Below are 15,297 nucleotides of genomic sequence, written 5' to 3' on the forward strand. Positions count from 1 at the left end.
CATTTCCCACCTCCATCACGGCATGACCAAATTCGTCTTCGTCACGGGCGGTGTGGTGTCTTCCCTGGGCAAGGGAATCGCCTCCGCCTCCCTTGCCGCGATCCTCGAATCGCGCGGTCTCAAGGTCACCCTCATCAAGCTCGACCCGTACATCAACGTGGACCCGGGCACCATGTCCCCCTTCCAGCACGGCGAGGTCTTCGTCACCGACGACGGCGCCGAGACCGACCTGGACCTGGGGCACTACGAGCGCTTCATCGAAACCCGGATGAAGCAGGCCAACAACTTCACCACCGGCCGCATCTACCAGAGCGTGCTGGAAAAAGAGCGCCGCGGCGACTACCTCGGCAAGACGGTGCAGGTCATCCCGCACGTCACCAACGAGATCCAGGAATACATCAAGCGCGGCGCCGGCATCGGCACGCCGGACGCGGTGGACGTCGCGATCTGCGAGATCGGCGGCACCGTGGGCGACATCGAGTCGCTGCCCTTTCTGGAGGCCGTGCGCCAGCTGTCACTCAAACTGGGCCCGAACAACTCGGCCTTCGTGCACCTGACCTACCTGCCCTGGATCGAGACCGCCGGCGAGCTGAAGACCAAGCCCACCCAGCACACGGTGCAGGAGCTGCGCAAGATCGGCATCCAGCCCGACGCGCTGCTGTGCCGCGCGCAAAAGGCCGTGCCCAACGAGGAGCGCGCCAAGATCTCGCTGTTCACCAACGTGCCCGAGTGGGGCGTGATCAGCATGTGGGACGTGGACACCATCTACAAGGTGCCGCGCATGCTGCACGAGCAGGGCCTGGACGGCCTGATCTGCGACAAGCTGCGCGTGCACACGCCGCCGGCCAACCTCAAGCGCTGGGACGACCTGGTGCACGAGTGCGAGCACCCGCAGGGCGAGGTGCGCATCGCCATGGTCGGCAAGTACGCCGAGCTGTCGGACGCCTACAAGTCGGTCAACGAGGCGCTCAAGCACGCCGGCATGCAAAGCCACGTGCGCGTGAAGATCGCACACCTGGACTCCGAAGCCATCACCGACGACAACGTGGCCGCGCAGCTGGGCGCGTACGACGCCATCCTGGTGCCGGGCGGCTTCGGCTCGCGCGGCGTCGAGGGCAAGATCAGCACCGCGCGCTATGCCCGCGAGCACAAGGTGCCCTACCTGGGCATCTGCCTGGGCATGCAGGTGGCGACCATCGAGTACGCGCGCCACGTGGCCGATCTGGCCGGCGCCAACTCCACCGAGTTCGACCCGGCCAGCCCGCACCCGGTCATCGCCCTGATCACCGAGTGGAAGAACGAGGACGGCCGCCTGATGACGCGCAGCGAGAACTCGGATTTGGGCGGCACCATGCGCCTGGGCGCGCAGACCTCCAACGTGCAGCCGGGCACACTGGCGCACCGCATCTACGGCGACACCGTGACCGAGCGCCACCGCCACCGCTACGAGGCCAACGTGCAGTACCTGGAGCGGTTGCGCAAGGCCGGCCTGGTGATCTCGGCGCAGACCCAGCGCGAGCAGCTGACCGAGATCGTCGAGCTGCCGCAGGACGTGCACCCTTGGTACATGGGCGTGCAGTTCCACCCCGAGTTCAAGTCCACGCCGTGGAGCGGCCACCCGCTGTTCAACGACTTCATCCAGGCCGCGGTGCAGCACCATCGCCAGGCCAGCGGCTACCAGGGCCAGGCCGCCGCCGCGCCCGCCGCCGGCGCCTGAACGCGCACGTACAAGGAACCCTTGCCATGCAACTGTGCGGCTTTCCCGTCGGCCTGGAGCACCCTTTCTTCCTGATCGCCGGCCCCTGCGTGGTCGAATCCGAGCAGCTGCAGCTGGACGTGGCCGGCCAGCTGCAGGAGATCACGCGGGCGCTCGGCATCCCGTTCATCTTCAAGAGCAGTTTCGACAAGGCCAATCGCAGCTCGGGCAGCAGCTTTCGCGGCCCGGGCATGGAGCGCGGCTTGGAGATCCTGGCGAAGGTGAAACGCGAGTTGGGCGTACCGGTGCTGACCGACGTGCACACCGAGGCTGAGGTGCCGCACGTGGCCGCCGTGGTCGACGTGCTGCAGACCCCGGCCTTCCTATGCCGCCAGACCGACTTCATCCGCGCCGTGGCCCAGTCGGGCAAGCCGGTGAACATCAAGAAGGGCCAGTTCCTGGCGCCGGGCGACATGAAGAACGTCATCGACAAGGCCCGCGCCGCCGCGCGCGAGGCGGGCCTGCCCGAGGACAACTTCATGGCCTGCGAGCGCGGCGCCAGCTTCGGCTACAACAACCTGGTCAGCGACATGCGCAGCTTGGCCATCATGCGGGAGACCGGCGCGCCGGTGGTGTATGACGCCACGCACAGCGTGCAGCTGCCGGGCGGCCAAGGCACCAGCAGCGGCGGCATGCGCGAGATGGTGCCGGTCCTGTCCCGTGCCGCCGTGGCCGTGGGCGTGGCCGGGCTGTTCATGGAAACCCACCCGGACCCGTGCAACGCCCTGTCCGACGGGCCCAACGCCGTGCCCCTGAAGCACATGCGGGCGCTGCTGGAGACGCTGGTGGCGCTGGACCAGGTGACCAAGCGCCACGGCTTCCTGGAAAACGCCTTCGACGCCTAAAGCCTTCCTTTCCCGACCATCCATCACCAGAGAGACAAACGCCATGCCCAGCGGATACCTGATCGTCGATGCCCGCGTCACCAACCCGCAGCAGTACGAGGAATACAAGAAGTGGTCCACCGCCGCGATGCAGGCGCACGGCGCCGAGATCTGCGTGCGCGGCGGCGCCATCGAGCCGGTGGAGGGTGACTGGGCCCCCGAGCGCATCGTCATCGCAAAGTTTCCCAGCCTGGAGGCCGCCAAGGCCTTCTATCACTCGCCCGAGTACGGCCGCGCGCGCGCCGCGCGCGAGGGTGCAGCCATCATGCGCATGGTCTGCGTCGAAGGCCTTTGAGGCCTGCGCGCCACTTCTTTTCTGATAGCAGAATCCCGGTGACTGGCTTGGGCCAGGGCCGTTTTTTTCGCCTGATCCAGACTTCCCCTGGCCTGGGCTTCCACCTTTAGCTTGAGGATCACCATGAGTGCCATCGTTGACATCGTAGGCCGCGAAGTGCTGGACAGCCGCGGCAACCCCACCGTCGAGTGCGACGTGCTGCTGGAGAGTGGCGTGATGGGCCGCGCCGCCGTGCCCAGCGGCGCCTCCACCGGCTCGCGCGAGGCCATCGAACTGCGCGACGGCGACAAGGGCCGCTACCTGGGCAAGGGCGTGCTCAAGGCCGTCGAGCACATCAACACCGAGATCAGCGAGGCCGTGCTGGGCCTGGACGCCTCCGAGCAGGCCTTCCTGGACAAGACCCTGATCGACCTGGACGGCACCGACAACAAATCCCGCCTGGGCGCCAACGCCATGCTGGCGGTGTCGATGGCCGTGGCGCGCGCCGCGGCCGAGGAAGCCGGCCTGCCGCTGTACCGCTACTTCGGCGGCATGGGCGGCTGCCAGCTGCCGGTGCCGATGATGAACGTCATCAACGGCGGCGCGCACGCCAACAACAGCCTGGACCTGCAGGAATTCATGATCGTGCCGGTGGGCGCGCCCAGCTTCCGCGAGGCGCTGCGCTGGGGCGCCGAGGTGTTCCACGCCCTGAAGAAGATCCTGCACGACCGCGGCATCAGCACCGCCGTGGGCGACGAGGGCGGCTTCGCCCCGAGCGTGGAGAACCACGAGGCCGCCATCCAGCTGATCCTGCAGGCCATCGAGGCCGCCGGCTACACGGCCGGCGAGCAGATTGCCCTGGCGCTGGACTGCGCCGCCAGCGAGTTCTACCACGACGGCCAGTACGTGCTGGCTGGCGAAGGCGGCCTGAAGCTGTCGGCCCAGCAGTGGACCGACATGCTGGCCACGTGGTGCGACAAGTACCCGATCATCAGCATCGAGGACGGCATGGCCGAGGGCGACTGGGACGGCTGGAAGGTGCTGACCGAGCGCCTGGGCCAGAACGTGCAGCTGGTGGGCGACGACCTGTTCGTGACCAACACCAAGATCCTGAAGGAAGGCATCGACAAGCACATCGCCAACTCGATCCTGATCAAGATCAACCAGATCGGCACCCTGACCGAGACCTTCGCCGCCATCGAGATGGCCAAGCGCGCCGGATACACCGCCGTGATCTCGCACCGCTCGGGCGAGACCGAGGACAACACCATCGCCGACATCGCCGTCGGCCTGAACGCCGGCCAGATCAAGACCGGCTCGCTGTCGCGCTCGGACCGCATGGCCAAGTACAACCAGCTGCTGCGCATCGAGGAAGACCTGGGCGACGTGGCCGAGTACCCCGGCCGCGCAGCCTTCTACAACCTGCGCTGACCGCGCGGTTGCCGCCCTGCCCGCCCACCTGCTGCTGCCGCTGACCCGCCATGGGCACCCGCACCGTCGCCCTTCTGCTCGTATTGCTGCTGGTGGGCCTGCACGCCCAACTGTGGACCGGGCGCGGCAGCATCGGGCAGGTGCGCGAGATGCGCCAGCAGCTGACCGACCAGCAGGCGGCCAATGCCCGTGCGCGCCTGGCCAACGAGCGTCTGGCGGCCGAGGTGCAGGACCTGCGCGAAGGCCTGGACATGGTCGAGGAGCGCGCCCGCACCGAGCTGGGCATGGTGCGCCAGGGTGAGATCTACGTGCAGGTCACACCCGGGCGGCGCTGACCGCCGCGCCACTCCCAAAAAGATAGCTGCAGACCCTTATGGAATAAGGGCTTGCGGCCTATTTGACCCTTATTGCATGCCGGGCGGTACCGGCGGCTGCTTGTCGGCCTCGGTGAACAGCTGCACCGCGTCCACCGGGTCGAAGTGGTACTGGCGACCGCAGAAGTCGCAGCCCACTTCCACATCGCCGCGCTCTTCCAGGATGGACTGCACCTCGTCGCGGCCCAGGCTGCGCAGCATGGCACCCACGCGCTCGCGCGAACAGGTGCAGGAAAAGCGTGGGCCGTCGGCGCCCTGGCGCGGCTCGAAACGCAGCAGTTTCTCTTCCCAGAACAGGCGATGCAGGATGGTGTGCACATCCAGGGTGAGCAGCTCCTCGCGCGTCAGGCTGGCGGCCAGGGTGGCGATGCGGCGGTAGTCCTCGTCGTGCTGCTCGCGCAGCGCATCGGCGTCGCCGGCGGTGCCGCCGCGCGCCAGGTTGGTCTCGCCCTGCACCGGCATGCGCTGGATCAGCAGGCCGGCGGCCACCTCGCCGTTGGCGGCCAGCACCAGCGTGGCGTCCAGCTGCTCGGACTGGCGCATGTACTGCATCAGCACATCCGACAGCTGCGGCAGCTTCTCGCCATGCACGTCGTTCAACGGCACCACGCCCTGGTAGGGCTGCTGGCCGGGCAGGCGGTCCTGCGGATCGAGCGTAATGGCGCAGCGCCCGCCGCCGGCCACGTTCACCAGCTCGGGCAGGCGCGCGCCTTCAGGCACCTCGCCGTGCAGCGTGGCGGTGGCGCGCAGCCCCAGGCTGGAGCGCACCTCGGCCACGGCCAGCTTGACCGGGCCGTCGCCGAAGACCTGCAGGATGAGCGCGCCGTTGAACTTGATGTGCGACTGCATCAGCACGCCGGCGGCGGCCATCTCGCCCAGCAGCTCGGCCACCGGCAGCGGGTAGGCGCCGGTCTCGCTGTTGCCGGCACGCCGCGCCAGCAACTCGACCCAGGCACCCGTCAGGCGCACGATGGCACCGCGCACGGGCAGGCCGTCAAAGAGGAATTTGTGCAGTTCGGACACGGAAGGGAATCACTTTCAAGGAGGTCGCGGCAGGCGGCGTCGGGCCGTCAGCCGATCTTGCGCAGGCCGCTCTGGAAGCGCCGCGCGTTGTCCACGTAATGCCGCGCACTCGCGCGCACGGCCTCGACCTGTTCGGGCGTCAGGGCGCGCACCACGCGCGCCGGGCTGCCCAGGATCATCGAGCCGTCGGGGAATTCCTTGCCCTCGGTGACCAGCGCGCCCGCGCCCACCAGGCAGTTGCGGCCGATGCGCGCGCCGTTCAAGACCACCGCGCCGATGCCGATGAGCGAGCCGTCGCCGATGCTGCAGCCGTGCAGCATGACCTGGTGGCCGATGGTCACCCCGGCGCCGATGACCAGCGGCTGGCCGTGGTCGGCGTGCAGCACGCTGGCGTCCTGCACGTTGCTGCCGGCGCCGATGGTGATGTGCTCGGTGTCGCCGCGCACCACCGCGCCGAACCAGACGCTGGCGTCCTGCCCCAGCGTCACCGCGCCGATGACCTGCGCGCTGTCGGCCACCCAGGCGCCCTCGCCCACCTGCGGCGCCTTGCCGTCCAGTTCGTAGATGGCCATGCTGTCCTGCCTTTCATCGTGTGTCTGCCGGGAAAAATACAATTGTAGGGATGGAGCTTCGCCACCGCGCCCTGCATGTCCTGCAACTCACCGATCCCGAAGAAAAAGCGGCCCAGGCCCTTGATCTGCATGGGCATGCAGCTACTATTTCTATAGCTGAAAACACGATTCTCGAACCCACCGCGCCGCTGCCCGGCTGCCCCGCGCGGCCCGAGCTGCGCCACCACACCGCCGTGGCCCGGCGCTCGCCGGCAACGGCCGCCGGCCGCGCGGTGCTGATCCACGCCATCGCCCACATCGAGTTCAACGCCATCAACCTGGCGCTGGACGCCCTCTGGCGCTTTCCCGGCATGCCGCGGCGCTTTTATCTGGACTGGCTGCAGGTGGCGGGCGAGGAGGCGCGGCACTTCCAGATGCTGCGCACGCACCTGCGTAGCCAGCTGGGCCACGACTACGGCGACTTTCCCGCGCACCAGGGGCTGTGGAGCATGTGCGAGAAGACCGCGCACGACATCGTCGCGCGCATGGCGCTGGTGCCGCGCACGCTGGAGGCGCGCGGACTGGACGCGACGCCGCTGATCCAGCACAAGCTGCGCAGCGTGGGCGCGCCGGACGCGCTGGCGGCGGTGCGCATCCTGGACGTGATCCTGCGCGAAGAGGTCGGGCACGTGGCCATCGGCAACCACTGGTACCGCTGGCTGTGCGAGCGCGACGGCCTGGAGCCGGTGGCGCACTACGCGCTGCTGGTGCAGCGCCACGAGGCGCCGCGCGCCAAACCGCCGCTGAACACCGCCGCGCGCCGCGCCGCCGGCTTCAGCCAGGCCGAGCTGGACTGGCTAGAGCACGGCTGACGCCGATGGCTGGGCACGCGCCGGCCTCCCTACAATGCCCGCAGCCTGTCCCTGCCGCTCGTTTGCCCCTCACCCATGCAGCCTTCGTCTCCCACCGCCCACGTCGTCGATACCGGCGCCATGATCGCGCGCCAGGCCATCGTGAACGGCCAGCAGGCGGTCGTCGGCTACGAGCTGTTCAACCGCTCGCGCACGCACCACACGGCGGCCAGCGACGTGGTCATGGTCTTCACCGCGCTGTCGCACGCGGGTTCCGACGAGCTGGTGGGCAACCTGCTGCTGTTCGTCAACTGCACGCACGAAAGCCTGGCCGGCGGCCACCTCGACCTGGTCCAACCCGACAAGGTGGTGCTGGAGGTGCCGCCCCTGGGCCACGCCGCCGCCGACGAGGTGCAGGCGCGCCTGCCCATGCTGCAGGCTCTGCGCGCGCGCGGCTTCAACCTGGCCTTCGATCATTCGGTGCTGCAGTCGGCCTACGCGCCCTGGCTGCCGCTGGCGGACTACATCAAGCTGGACCTGTCGGTGCTGGCCCGCGACCAGCTGGCGGTGCTGGTGGGCTATGCCGGGCGCAACAGCCATGCCGAGCTGATCGCCGAGAAGATCGAGTCCGCGCAGCAGTACGACATGGTCTCGTCGCTGGGCGTACAGCTGTTCCAGGGCTACTGGTTCGCGCGCCCGACCCTGGTGCGTGCACGGGTGCTGGCGCCGTCGCAGGCGACCACCATGCAGCTGCTGAACGCCGTGCGCAGCCGCGCCGACGTGGACGCCATCGAGGAGGTCCTGAAGCGCGACGCCAGCCTGTCGTTCAACCTGCTGCGCCTGATCAATGCCGCCGGGCTGGGCATGGCACGCGAGGTGACCTCGCTGCGCCAGGCGGTCATGCTGCTGGGCGCACGCAAGCTGTTCCGCTGGGCGGCGCTGCTGCTGACCGCCGTGCGCAACAGCAGCACCCCGCCGGCGCTGGGCCAGACCGCCGTGGTGCGCGCACGGCTGATGGAATTGCTGGCGCGCCAGCTGCAAGCCCCTGAGGACGGCGACGAGGCTTTCGTCATCGGCCTGTTTTCCATGCTCGACCAGATGCTCGGCCTGCCCCTGGCCGAAGCCGTGGCGCTGCTGAACCTGCCCCTTCCCGTCACCGACGCGCTGCTGCTGCGCCAGGGCCCGCTGGGCCGGCTGCTGGCGCTGGCCGAAGCCTGCGAGCACGGCGACGCCGAGGCCTTCAACCGCCTGGCCGCCAGCCTGGCGCTGGACCAGGCGCGCGTCAACGCCGCCCATCTGCAGGCGCTGGCCTGGGCCGACGCTGTCTCGCCCTGACGCCGCACCTTTTCCCTCTCTTGATTCCCATGACCGACACCCAGCCCGAAACCGCCGCCCCCGCAGGCGCCGACGCCAGCAACCTGGTCGTTCTCGCGCGCCAGGCCATCCTGGACGAGCAGCGCGCGGTGTTCGGCTATGAGCTGTTCGACCGCTCCACCAGCGGCAGTCCGCACACCGCCGCCAGCGATGCGGCGCTGCTGTTCAACGCCCTGTCCTATGCCGGCACCGAGGCGCTGGGGGGCAACAAGACGGTGTTCATCAACTGCACGCACGAAAGCCTGGCCGGCCCGCACCTGGAGTTGATCCACCCCGAGAAGGTGGTGCTGGAAGTGCCCATCCTGGACGCCAGCGCCACGCCCGAGCAGATCGCGCAGCAGCTGCCGGTGCTGCAGCAGCTGCGCACGCTGGGCTTTCGCATCGCCTTCAGCCAGGATGTGCTGCGCCGCGCCTATGCGTCCTGGCTGCCGCTGGCGTCGTTCGTCAAGCTGGACCTGCAGGCCTTCCGCCCCGAACTGACCGAGCCGCTGGTGAAGTTCGCCCAGGCCCACAGCCAAGCCCGGCTGGTGGCCGAGAAGGTCGAGACCGCCGAGCAGCACGAACGCGTGGCGGCGCTGGGCGTGAAGCTGTTCCAGGGCTACTGGTTCGCGCGGCCCGCGCTGGTGCAGGCGCAGACCATCCGCCCGGCGCAGGCGACCATCCTGCAGCTGATCGACATGGTGCGCAAACACGCCGATGTGGCACAGATCGAGCAGTTGCTCAAGCGTGACCCGACGCTGTCGTTCAACCTGCTGCGCTTCATCAACTCGTCGGGCTTCGGGCTGTCGGTGGAGATCACCTCGTTCCGCCACGCGGTGATGATCCTGGGGCTGAAAAAGCTGTTCCGCTGGGCGGCGCTGCTGCTGACCACCTCGCGCGGCAGCGGCTCGCCGCCGGCCGTGGGCCAGACTGCGGTGGTGCGCGGGCGGCTGATGGAGCTGCTGGCGGCCGAGCTGCTGCCGCCCGAGGAGTGCGATAACGCTTTCGTCGTCGGCGTTTTCTCCATGCTCGACAGCATGCTGGGCGTGCCTCTGGCGGCCGCGCTGGAGACGGTGGCACTGCCGCAGACGGTGGTGGACGCCCTGTTGCACGGCCAGGGCGTGTTCGCGCCCTTCCTGGAGCTCACGCGGGCCTGCGAGAGTGGCGACGACGAAGCCTTCGCGCGTGCCGCGCAGGCGCTGCACCTGTCCAACCACCAGGTGAACTGGGCACACCTGCAGGCCCTGGCCTGGGCGGAGACGCTGGAGTCGGGGCAATAGGCCGCTGCGGCCGCTTCGCAGTCAGCCGCGCGGATGGTGCTGCGCGTGCAGCGCCTTCAGGCGCTCGCGCGCCACGTGGGTGTAGATGGTGGTGGTGGAGATGTCGGCGTGGCCCAGCAGCAGCTGCACCACGCGCAGGTCGGCGCCGTGGTTCAGCAAATGCGTGGCGAACGCATGGCGCAGGGTGTGCGGCGACAGCGGCGCGGTGATGCCGGCGCCTTGCGCGTGCTTCTTCACGATCTGCCAGAACATCACCCGGCTCATGCCCGCGCCGCGCCGGGTGACGAACAGGTCGTCGCTGTGGCGCATGCCCAGGATGTCGCGGCGCGCGTCCTGCAGGTAGCGCTCCAGCCACTGCCGCGCCTCGTCGCCGAAGGGCACCAAGCGCTCGCGCGCGCCCTTGCCCATGACGCGCACCACGCCTTCGGCCAGGCTGGCGTGGAGGGTCTTGAGCGCCACCAGCTCGCTCACGCGCAGGCCGCTGGCGTACATCAGCTCCAGCATGGCGCGGTCGCGCAGGCCCAGCGGCGTGCCCGTGTCGGGCGCGCGCAGCAGCGCTTCGACCTGCGCCTGGGTCAGCGTCTGCGGCACGCGCAGCGCCTGGCGCGCGGCCAGCAGGCGCACCGTGGGGTCGTCGTGCACCAGCCGCTCGCGCAGCGCCCAGGCGTAGAAGCGCCGGAAGACCGTCAGGCGCCGGTTGGCGGTGGCCGCGCGCGTGCCGGCATGGCGATGCGCCAGGTAGCCCTGCAGCTCGTCCTCGCCCAGCCGCAGCAGATCGCTGCCTTGCCCCGTCAGCCATTGCGCCAGCGCCGTCATGTCGCCGCGGTAGGCCTGCAGCGTCAGGCGCGCCAGGCCGTCCTGCAGCCACAGGGTGTCGATGAACTGGTCGATGAGGGCCTGGTCGGGCGCGGACAGAGGTGAGGAGTCGGCGGTCATGCAAGAAAATACCCGGCGCGGGCGGCCGGCAGGGGCCGCAACCAGTGAAAACCCTGCTGGGTCTTGGCCACGTGGCGACAACGGTCAGCGTCCGGCCGCGCTATTCTGCCCGGCCACCACAACATCCAGACACACAGGAGAACTTCTACATGCGCTGGTTTCGCAATTTCGGCCTGGGGCTGGGCCTCGGCGCCGCCCTCCTCGCAACCTCGGGCGCCCAGGCGCAGCAGTTCGTCAACGTGTTGACGGGTGGCCAGAGCGGCGTGTACTACCCGCTGGGCGTGGCGCTGTCGCAGGTCTATGCCAAATCCATTCCGAACGTGCGCGCCACGGCGCAGGTCACCAAGGCCTCGGCCGAGAACCTGAACCTGCTGCAGGCCGGCCGCGGCGAGCTGGGTTTCACCCTGGGGGACGCCCTGTCGGATGCCTGGAAGGGCGACGCCGATGCCGGCTTTCCCAAGAAGCTGGACAAGCTGCGCGGCATCGCCGGCATCTACAGCAACTACATCCAGATCGTCGCCAACGCTGATTCGGGCATCAAGACGCTGGCCGACCTGAAGGGCAAGCGCGTGTCGGTGGGCGCCGCGCGCTCGGGCACGGAGCTGAATGCGCGCGCCGTCTTCAAGGCCGCCGGCTTCGACTACAAGGACCTGGGCAAGGTCGAATACCTGCCCTTTGGTGAATCGGTCGAGCTGATCAAGAACCGCCAGCTCGACGCCACGCTGCAGTCCGCCGGCCTGGGCGTGGCGTCCATCCGCGACCTGGCCACGTCGGTCAAGATCATCGTCGTGCCGGTGCCGGCCGAGACCGTGGCCAAGGTCGGCGACGCCGCCTACCAGCCGGCCACCATCCCCGCCAACACCTACGGCGGCCAGACCGCCGACGTGCCTACCGCGGCCATCCCCAACTTCCTGGTCACGCATTCCGGCGTGTCCGACGAGCTGGCCTACCAGATGACCAAGCAGCTGTACGAGCACCTGGACACGCTGCACTCGGCGCACAACGCCGCCAAGGCCATCCAGCGCGACAAGGCGATCCAGGGCATGCCGGTGCCGCTGCACCCGGGCGCCGAGCGCTACTATAAGGAAGTGGGCCTGCTGAAGTAAGCCCTCCTGCACCCGAGGCGGCCCCCACAAGGGGCCGTTTTCGTTGCCGCCACCAGCGAGAAACTCCATGACCGATACCCCTACCGCCAGCCCCACCAGCGGCCTGCGCGGCGCCATCTTCGCGGTGGCCATCGCCTTTTCCTGCTACCAGATCTGGATGGCGGCGTTCCACCCGCTGTCCAGCCAGGTGATCCGCGCCATCCACGTCGGCTTCGTGCTGCTGATGATCTTCATCATCCATCCGCCGCTGCAGCGCGCGGGCGCGGGCGCGGCGCGCTTCGGCCGGGTGCTGGGCTGGGCACTGGGCCTGACCGGCTTCGTCTTCAGCCTGTACCACTGGGTGTTCGAGGCCGACCTGACGGCGCGCGCCGGCGAGCTGGTGCCGCTGGACTGGGTCATCGGCGTGACCCTGGTGGCGCTGGTGTTCGAGGCCGCGCGGCGCGCCATGGGCTGGGGTCTGCCGCTGATCTGCGGCATCTTCCTGCTGTATGGCCTGTTCGGCCAATACCTGCCGGGCATGCTGGCGCACCGCGGCTTCGGGCTGGACCAGATCGTCAGCACGCTGGCCTTCGGCACCGAGGGCATCTACGGCACACCGACCTATGTGTCGGCCACCTACATCTTCCTGTTCATCCTGTTCGGCGCGTTCCTGGAGCAGGCCGGGATGATCAACCTGTTCAACGACTTCGCCCTGGGCACCGTGGGGCACACCCGCGGCGGGCCGGCGAAGGTGTCGGTCATCTCCTCGGCGCTGATGGGCACCATCAACGGCTCGGGCGTGGCCAACGTCGTCACCACCGGCCAGTTCACCATCCCGCTGATGAAACGCTTCGGCTACAGCCCGGCATTCGCCGGCGGCGTCGAGGCCACGGCCAGCATGGGCGGGCAGATCATGCCGCCGGTGATGGGCGCGGTGGCCTTCATCATGGCCGAGACCATCAACGTGCCGTACGTGGACATCGTTCAGGCGGCGTTGATCCCGGCCATCCTGTACTTCTTCACCGCCTTCTGGATGGTGCACCTGGAGGCCGGGCGCAAGGGCCTGCTGGGCCTGCCCAAGGACGAGTGCCCCGACCCCTGGGTAGCGGTGCGCCAACGCTGGTACCTGCTGCTGCCGCTCGCCGGCCTGGTGGCGCTGCTGTTTTCCGGCTACACGCCGATGTTCTCGGGCACCGTGGGCCTGGCGCTCACCGTGGTGCTGATCTTCGGCGCGGCCGTGGCCAGCGGCGTGCAGGGCACGGCCCTGCGCGCGCTGTTCTGGGTGCTGCTGGGCTTCGCCTGCGCCGGCTTCTTCTACTTCGGCGTGGGCACCTTCATCGTGGTCACGCTGCTGCTGGTGGCGCTGACCTACATCCGCCACACCGGCGGCGACGCGCGCCGCCTGGCGCTGGCGGCGCTGGCCGACGGCGCGCGCCACGCGCTGCCGGTGGCGATCGCCTGCGCGCTGGTCGGCGTGATCATCGGCATCATCAACCTGACCGGCGTGGCCGCCGAACTGGGCGGGCGCATCATCCTCGTCGGCGAGAAAAGCTTGTTCCTGGCGCTGGTGCTGACCATGCTGACCTGCCTGGTGCTGGGCATGGGCATTCCGACCATCCCCAACTACATCATCACCAGCTCGCTGGCCGCGCCGGTGCTGCTGCAGCTGGGCGTGCCGCTGATCGTCTCGCACATGTTCGTCTTCTACTTCGGCATCATGGCCGACCTGACGCCGCCGGTGGCCCTGGCCGCCTTCGCCGCGGCGCCCATCGCGCGCGAGAGCGGGCTGAAGATAGGGCTGCAGGCGGTGCGCATCGCCGTCGCCGGCTTCGTCGTGCCCTACATGGCGGTGTACAGCCCGGCGCTGATGCTGCAGGGCGGCGGCTGGTTGGCCACCGCGTGGGTGGTGTTCAAGGCGCTGGTGGCGGTGGCCATGTGGGGCGCCGGCGCCATCGGCTTCCTGCTGGGGCCGCTCAACTGGCTGGAGCGCTGCATCGCCGTGGCCGCCGCCAGCTTGCTGGTAGTGGCGCTGCCGCTGACCGACGAGGTCGGCATCGTCGCCGTAGGGCTGTTCCTGCTGTGGCACGTGCAGCGCACGCGCCGGCGCGCGGTGCCGGCGGGGGCCTGATGCCGCTGGCGGGCATCTGCCTGGCGCTGGCCGCCGCGGCGGCCCCGGCGGCGCCGGTATTCGTCCCGGCCAGCCATTTCACCCTGGCCTGGACGCACTCCATCGAAAAGGTGCGCTGGGAGGAAGACTACGCCGTGCTGCCCGGCCCGCCGCCCATGCTGCAGGCGCTGGCGGCGCGCGTGCGCGGCTCGGCCGCGGGCATGGAGCCGCCGCCGGATGCGCGCCTGGAAGGCGGCTGGTACCACTACCAGCCGGCTGCGGCCCTGCCGGACGCGCTGCGCCTGACCCGCTCGGAGTTCACCGCCGACTTCACGCTGTGCGTACAGGGCGATTGCCGCCCCATGGGGCACTGGCTGCCCTCGGACAATGGCATCACCCTGCTGTCGGCCTGCGCGCCACCGGCAGGCGGCGGCGCCCCGCCCTGAACGTTCCATGACCTACGCGCAACTGCTGGCGCCGGATTTCCTGCTGATCCTGTGCGGCTACCTGGTCTGCCGCTACACCCCCCTGAACCGCAGCGTCTGGCAGCCGGTGGAGGGCCTGGTGTACTACCTGCTCTTTCCGGTGCTGCTGTTCCAGTCCATCGTCAAGAGCCCCATCGACGTGGGCGAGGCCGCCGGCCTGGTCGGCGCCGGCGTGGGCACCACGCTGTGCGGCGTGGCCCTGGCCTACAGCCTGCCGCACCTGCCCTGGCTGGGCCCGCGCATCGACCGGCGCGACCACGCCGCCGCGGCCCAGGTCGCGTTCCGCTTCAACTCCTTCATCGTGCTGGCCCTGGCCGAGCGCCTGGGCGGCGCGCCGGGCCTGCTGATGCTGGCCGTGCTCATCGGCGTGTGCGTGCCGCTGGTCAACGTTGCCGCCGTCTGGCCGATGGCGCGCGGCGGCGAGCTGGGCTTCGCGCGCGAGCTGCTGCGCAACCCGCTGATCATTGCCACCGCCACCGGCCTGGCGGCCAACCTGCTGGGCCTGCGCATCCCGGCGTGGCTGGAGCCGGCGGTGGGCCGCATCGGCGCGGCCTCGCTGGCGCTGGGGCTGATGGCTGCGGGGGCCGGCATGCAGTTCGGGCTGCTGGCGCACGGCAAGCTGCTGTCGGCCTCGGTGCTGTGCATACGGCATGTGGCCATGCCGCTAATCGCCTGGGCCTTCGCCCGGGCGTTGCGGCTCGATGGCGTGCAGACCTCGGTACTGATGGCCTTTTGCGGCGTCTCGACCGCGTCGAGCTGCTATGTGCTGGCCACGCGCATGGGCCACAACGGCGCCTACGTGGCGGGGCTGGTGACGCTGTCCACGGTACTGGGGGTGGCGAGCCTGACCTTCGCCCTGGGCGTACTGCGCTGACGCTACTTTATTGATAGCTTATAGCCCTTACAC

Annotated in this window: 15 protein-coding genes; 12 read left to right on the top strand and 3 right to left on the bottom strand. The window is 69.4% G+C overall.

Annotated elements, in window-relative coordinates:
* The first annotated feature begins 22 nt into the window (after window positions 1-22).
* From BLQ61_RS05930 to BLQ61_RS05950, 5 genes are all read left to right on the top strand, one after another.
* On the top strand, window positions 23-1,717 hold the full coding sequence (locus BLQ61_RS05930) for a CTP synthase (RefSeq protein WP_091567784.1): 1,695 nt from the start codon (window positions 23-25) through the stop codon (window positions 1,715-1,717).
* 26 nt (window positions 1,718-1,743) lie between these two features.
* Complete coding sequence (gene kdsA / locus BLQ61_RS05935; RefSeq protein WP_091567787.1) at window positions 1,744-2,601, top strand: 3-deoxy-8-phosphooctulonate synthase; 858 nt, start codon at window positions 1,744-1,746, stop codon at window positions 2,599-2,601.
* 43 nt (window positions 2,602-2,644) lie between these two features.
* Window positions 2,645-2,935 carry a DUF1330 domain-containing protein gene (locus BLQ61_RS05940; RefSeq protein ID WP_091567791.1) on the top strand — a complete coding sequence of 97 codons (291 nt, stop codon included), beginning with the start codon at window positions 2,645-2,647 and terminating at the stop codon, window positions 2,933-2,935.
* Window positions 2,936-3,058: 123 nt separating this feature from the next.
* The gene (gene eno / locus BLQ61_RS05945; protein ID WP_091567793.1) at window positions 3,059-4,345 is read left to right on the top strand and encodes a phosphopyruvate hydratase; all 1,287 of its coding nucleotides are present in this window, start codon (window positions 3,059-3,061) and stop codon (window positions 4,343-4,345) included.
* A gap of 50 nt (window positions 4,346-4,395) precedes the next feature.
* A complete protein-coding gene (locus BLQ61_RS05950) occupies window positions 4,396-4,680 on the top strand; it encodes a septum formation initiator family protein (RefSeq protein ID WP_091567795.1) in 285 nt (94 codons plus the stop codon).
* A gap of 69 nt (window positions 4,681-4,749) precedes the next feature.
* On the opposite strand, the gene hslO is transcribed toward BLQ61_RS05950, so the two are convergent.
* Together hslO and BLQ61_RS05960 are read right to left on the bottom strand one after the other, a co-directional pair.
* On the bottom strand, window positions 4,750-5,742 hold the full coding sequence (gene hslO, locus BLQ61_RS05955) for an Hsp33 family molecular chaperone HslO (protein WP_091567797.1): 993 nt from the start codon (window positions 5,740-5,742) through the stop codon (window positions 4,750-4,752).
* A 47-nt stretch (window positions 5,743-5,789) separates the two neighbouring features.
* A complete protein-coding gene (locus BLQ61_RS05960; RefSeq protein ID WP_091567799.1) occupies window positions 5,790-6,314 on the bottom strand; it encodes a gamma carbonic anhydrase family protein in 525 nt (174 codons plus the stop codon).
* A gap of 50 nt (window positions 6,315-6,364) precedes the next feature.
* On the opposite strand from BLQ61_RS05960, the gene BLQ61_RS05965 reads away from it, so the two are divergent.
* The 3 genes from BLQ61_RS05965 to BLQ61_RS05975 all read left to right on the top strand — a co-directional run bounded on the left by BLQ61_RS05965 (window position 6,365) and on the right by BLQ61_RS05975 (window position 9,777).
* On the top strand, window positions 6,365-7,165 hold the full coding sequence (locus BLQ61_RS05965) for a ferritin-like domain-containing protein (protein WP_091567801.1): 801 nt from the start codon (window positions 6,365-6,367) through the stop codon (window positions 7,163-7,165).
* A 75-nt stretch (window positions 7,166-7,240) separates the two neighbouring features.
* On the top strand, window positions 7,241-8,479 hold the full coding sequence (locus BLQ61_RS05970; RefSeq protein WP_245703869.1) for an EAL and HDOD domain-containing protein: 1,239 nt from the start codon (window positions 7,241-7,243) through the stop codon (window positions 8,477-8,479).
* A 29-nt stretch (window positions 8,480-8,508) separates the two neighbouring features.
* Entirely contained in the window at window positions 8,509-9,777 is a 1,269-nt protein-coding gene (locus tag BLQ61_RS05975; protein WP_091567807.1) for an EAL and HDOD domain-containing protein, read from the top strand.
* A gap of 21 nt (window positions 9,778-9,798) precedes the next feature.
* Here BLQ61_RS05975 and xerD read toward each other — a convergent pair whose 3' ends face one another.
* The gene (xerD, locus tag BLQ61_RS05980) at window positions 9,799-10,713 is read right to left on the bottom strand and encodes a site-specific tyrosine recombinase XerD (RefSeq protein ID WP_091567812.1); all 915 of its coding nucleotides are present in this window, start codon (window positions 10,711-10,713) and stop codon (window positions 9,799-9,801) included.
* A 149-nt stretch (window positions 10,714-10,862) separates the two neighbouring features.
* On the opposite strand from xerD, the gene BLQ61_RS05985 reads away from it, so the two are divergent.
* From BLQ61_RS05985 to BLQ61_RS06000, 4 genes are all read left to right on the top strand, one after another.
* On the top strand, window positions 10,863-11,819 hold the full coding sequence (locus BLQ61_RS05985; RefSeq protein ID WP_091567815.1) for a TAXI family TRAP transporter solute-binding subunit: 957 nt from the start codon (window positions 10,863-10,865) through the stop codon (window positions 11,817-11,819).
* Between the two features lie 67 nt (window positions 11,820-11,886).
* On the top strand, window positions 11,887-13,926 hold the full coding sequence (locus tag BLQ61_RS05990) for a TRAP transporter permease (protein ID WP_091567818.1): 2,040 nt from the start codon (window positions 11,887-11,889) through the stop codon (window positions 13,924-13,926).
* Window positions 13,926-14,351, top strand: a complete 426-nt coding sequence (locus tag BLQ61_RS05995) for a DUF1850 domain-containing protein (RefSeq protein WP_091568592.1) — start codon at window positions 13,926-13,928, stop codon at window positions 14,349-14,351. The genes BLQ61_RS05990 and BLQ61_RS05995 overlap by 1 nt, the downstream gene beginning before the upstream one ends.
* A gap of 7 nt (window positions 14,352-14,358) precedes the next feature.
* On the top strand, window positions 14,359-15,264 hold the full coding sequence (locus BLQ61_RS06000; RefSeq protein WP_091567820.1) for an AEC family transporter: 906 nt from the start codon (window positions 14,359-14,361) through the stop codon (window positions 15,262-15,264).
* Window positions 15,265-15,297: the final 33 nt, after the last annotated feature.

The sequence above is a fragment of the Oryzisolibacter propanilivorax genome (assembly GCF_900103645.1).
GTDB classification, from domain to species: Bacteria; Pseudomonadota; Gammaproteobacteria; order Burkholderiales; family Burkholderiaceae_C; genus Melaminivora; species Melaminivora propanilivorax.

Coding starts and splice junctions, on each gene's coding strand:
- BLQ61_RS05930 (WP_091567784.1), top strand. CDS start 23: ATGACCAAATTCGTCTTCGTCACGGGCGGTGTGGTGTCTTCCCTGGGC.
- kdsA (WP_091567787.1), top strand. CDS start 1,744: ATGCAACTGTGCGGCTTTCCCGTCGGCCTGGAGCACCCTTTCTTCCTG.
- BLQ61_RS05940 (WP_091567791.1), top strand. CDS start 2,645: ATGCCCAGCGGATACCTGATCGTCGATGCCCGCGTCACCAACCCGCAG.
- eno (WP_091567793.1), top strand. CDS start 3,059: ATGAGTGCCATCGTTGACATCGTAGGCCGCGAAGTGCTGGACAGCCGC.
- BLQ61_RS05950 (WP_091567795.1), top strand. CDS start 4,396: ATGGGCACCCGCACCGTCGCCCTTCTGCTCGTATTGCTGCTGGTGGGC.
- BLQ61_RS05960 (WP_091567799.1), bottom strand. CDS start 6,314: ATGGCCATCTACGAACTGGACGGCAAGGCGCCGCAGGTGGGCGAGGGC.
- BLQ61_RS05965 (WP_091567801.1), top strand. CDS start 6,365: ATGGAGCTTCGCCACCGCGCCCTGCATGTCCTGCAACTCACCGATCCC.
- BLQ61_RS05970 (WP_245703869.1), top strand. CDS start 7,241: ATGCAGCCTTCGTCTCCCACCGCCCACGTCGTCGATACCGGCGCCATG.
- BLQ61_RS05975 (WP_091567807.1), top strand. CDS start 8,509: ATGACCGACACCCAGCCCGAAACCGCCGCCCCCGCAGGCGCCGACGCC.
- xerD (WP_091567812.1), bottom strand. CDS start 10,713: ATGACCGCCGACTCCTCACCTCTGTCCGCGCCCGACCAGGCCCTCATC.
- BLQ61_RS05985 (WP_091567815.1), top strand. CDS start 10,863: ATGCGCTGGTTTCGCAATTTCGGCCTGGGGCTGGGCCTCGGCGCCGCC.
- BLQ61_RS05990 (WP_091567818.1), top strand. CDS start 11,887: ATGACCGATACCCCTACCGCCAGCCCCACCAGCGGCCTGCGCGGCGCC.
- BLQ61_RS05995 (WP_091568592.1), top strand. CDS start 13,926: ATGCCGCTGGCGGGCATCTGCCTGGCGCTGGCCGCCGCGGCGGCCCCG.
- BLQ61_RS06000 (WP_091567820.1), top strand. CDS start 14,359: ATGACCTACGCGCAACTGCTGGCGCCGGATTTCCTGCTGATCCTGTGC.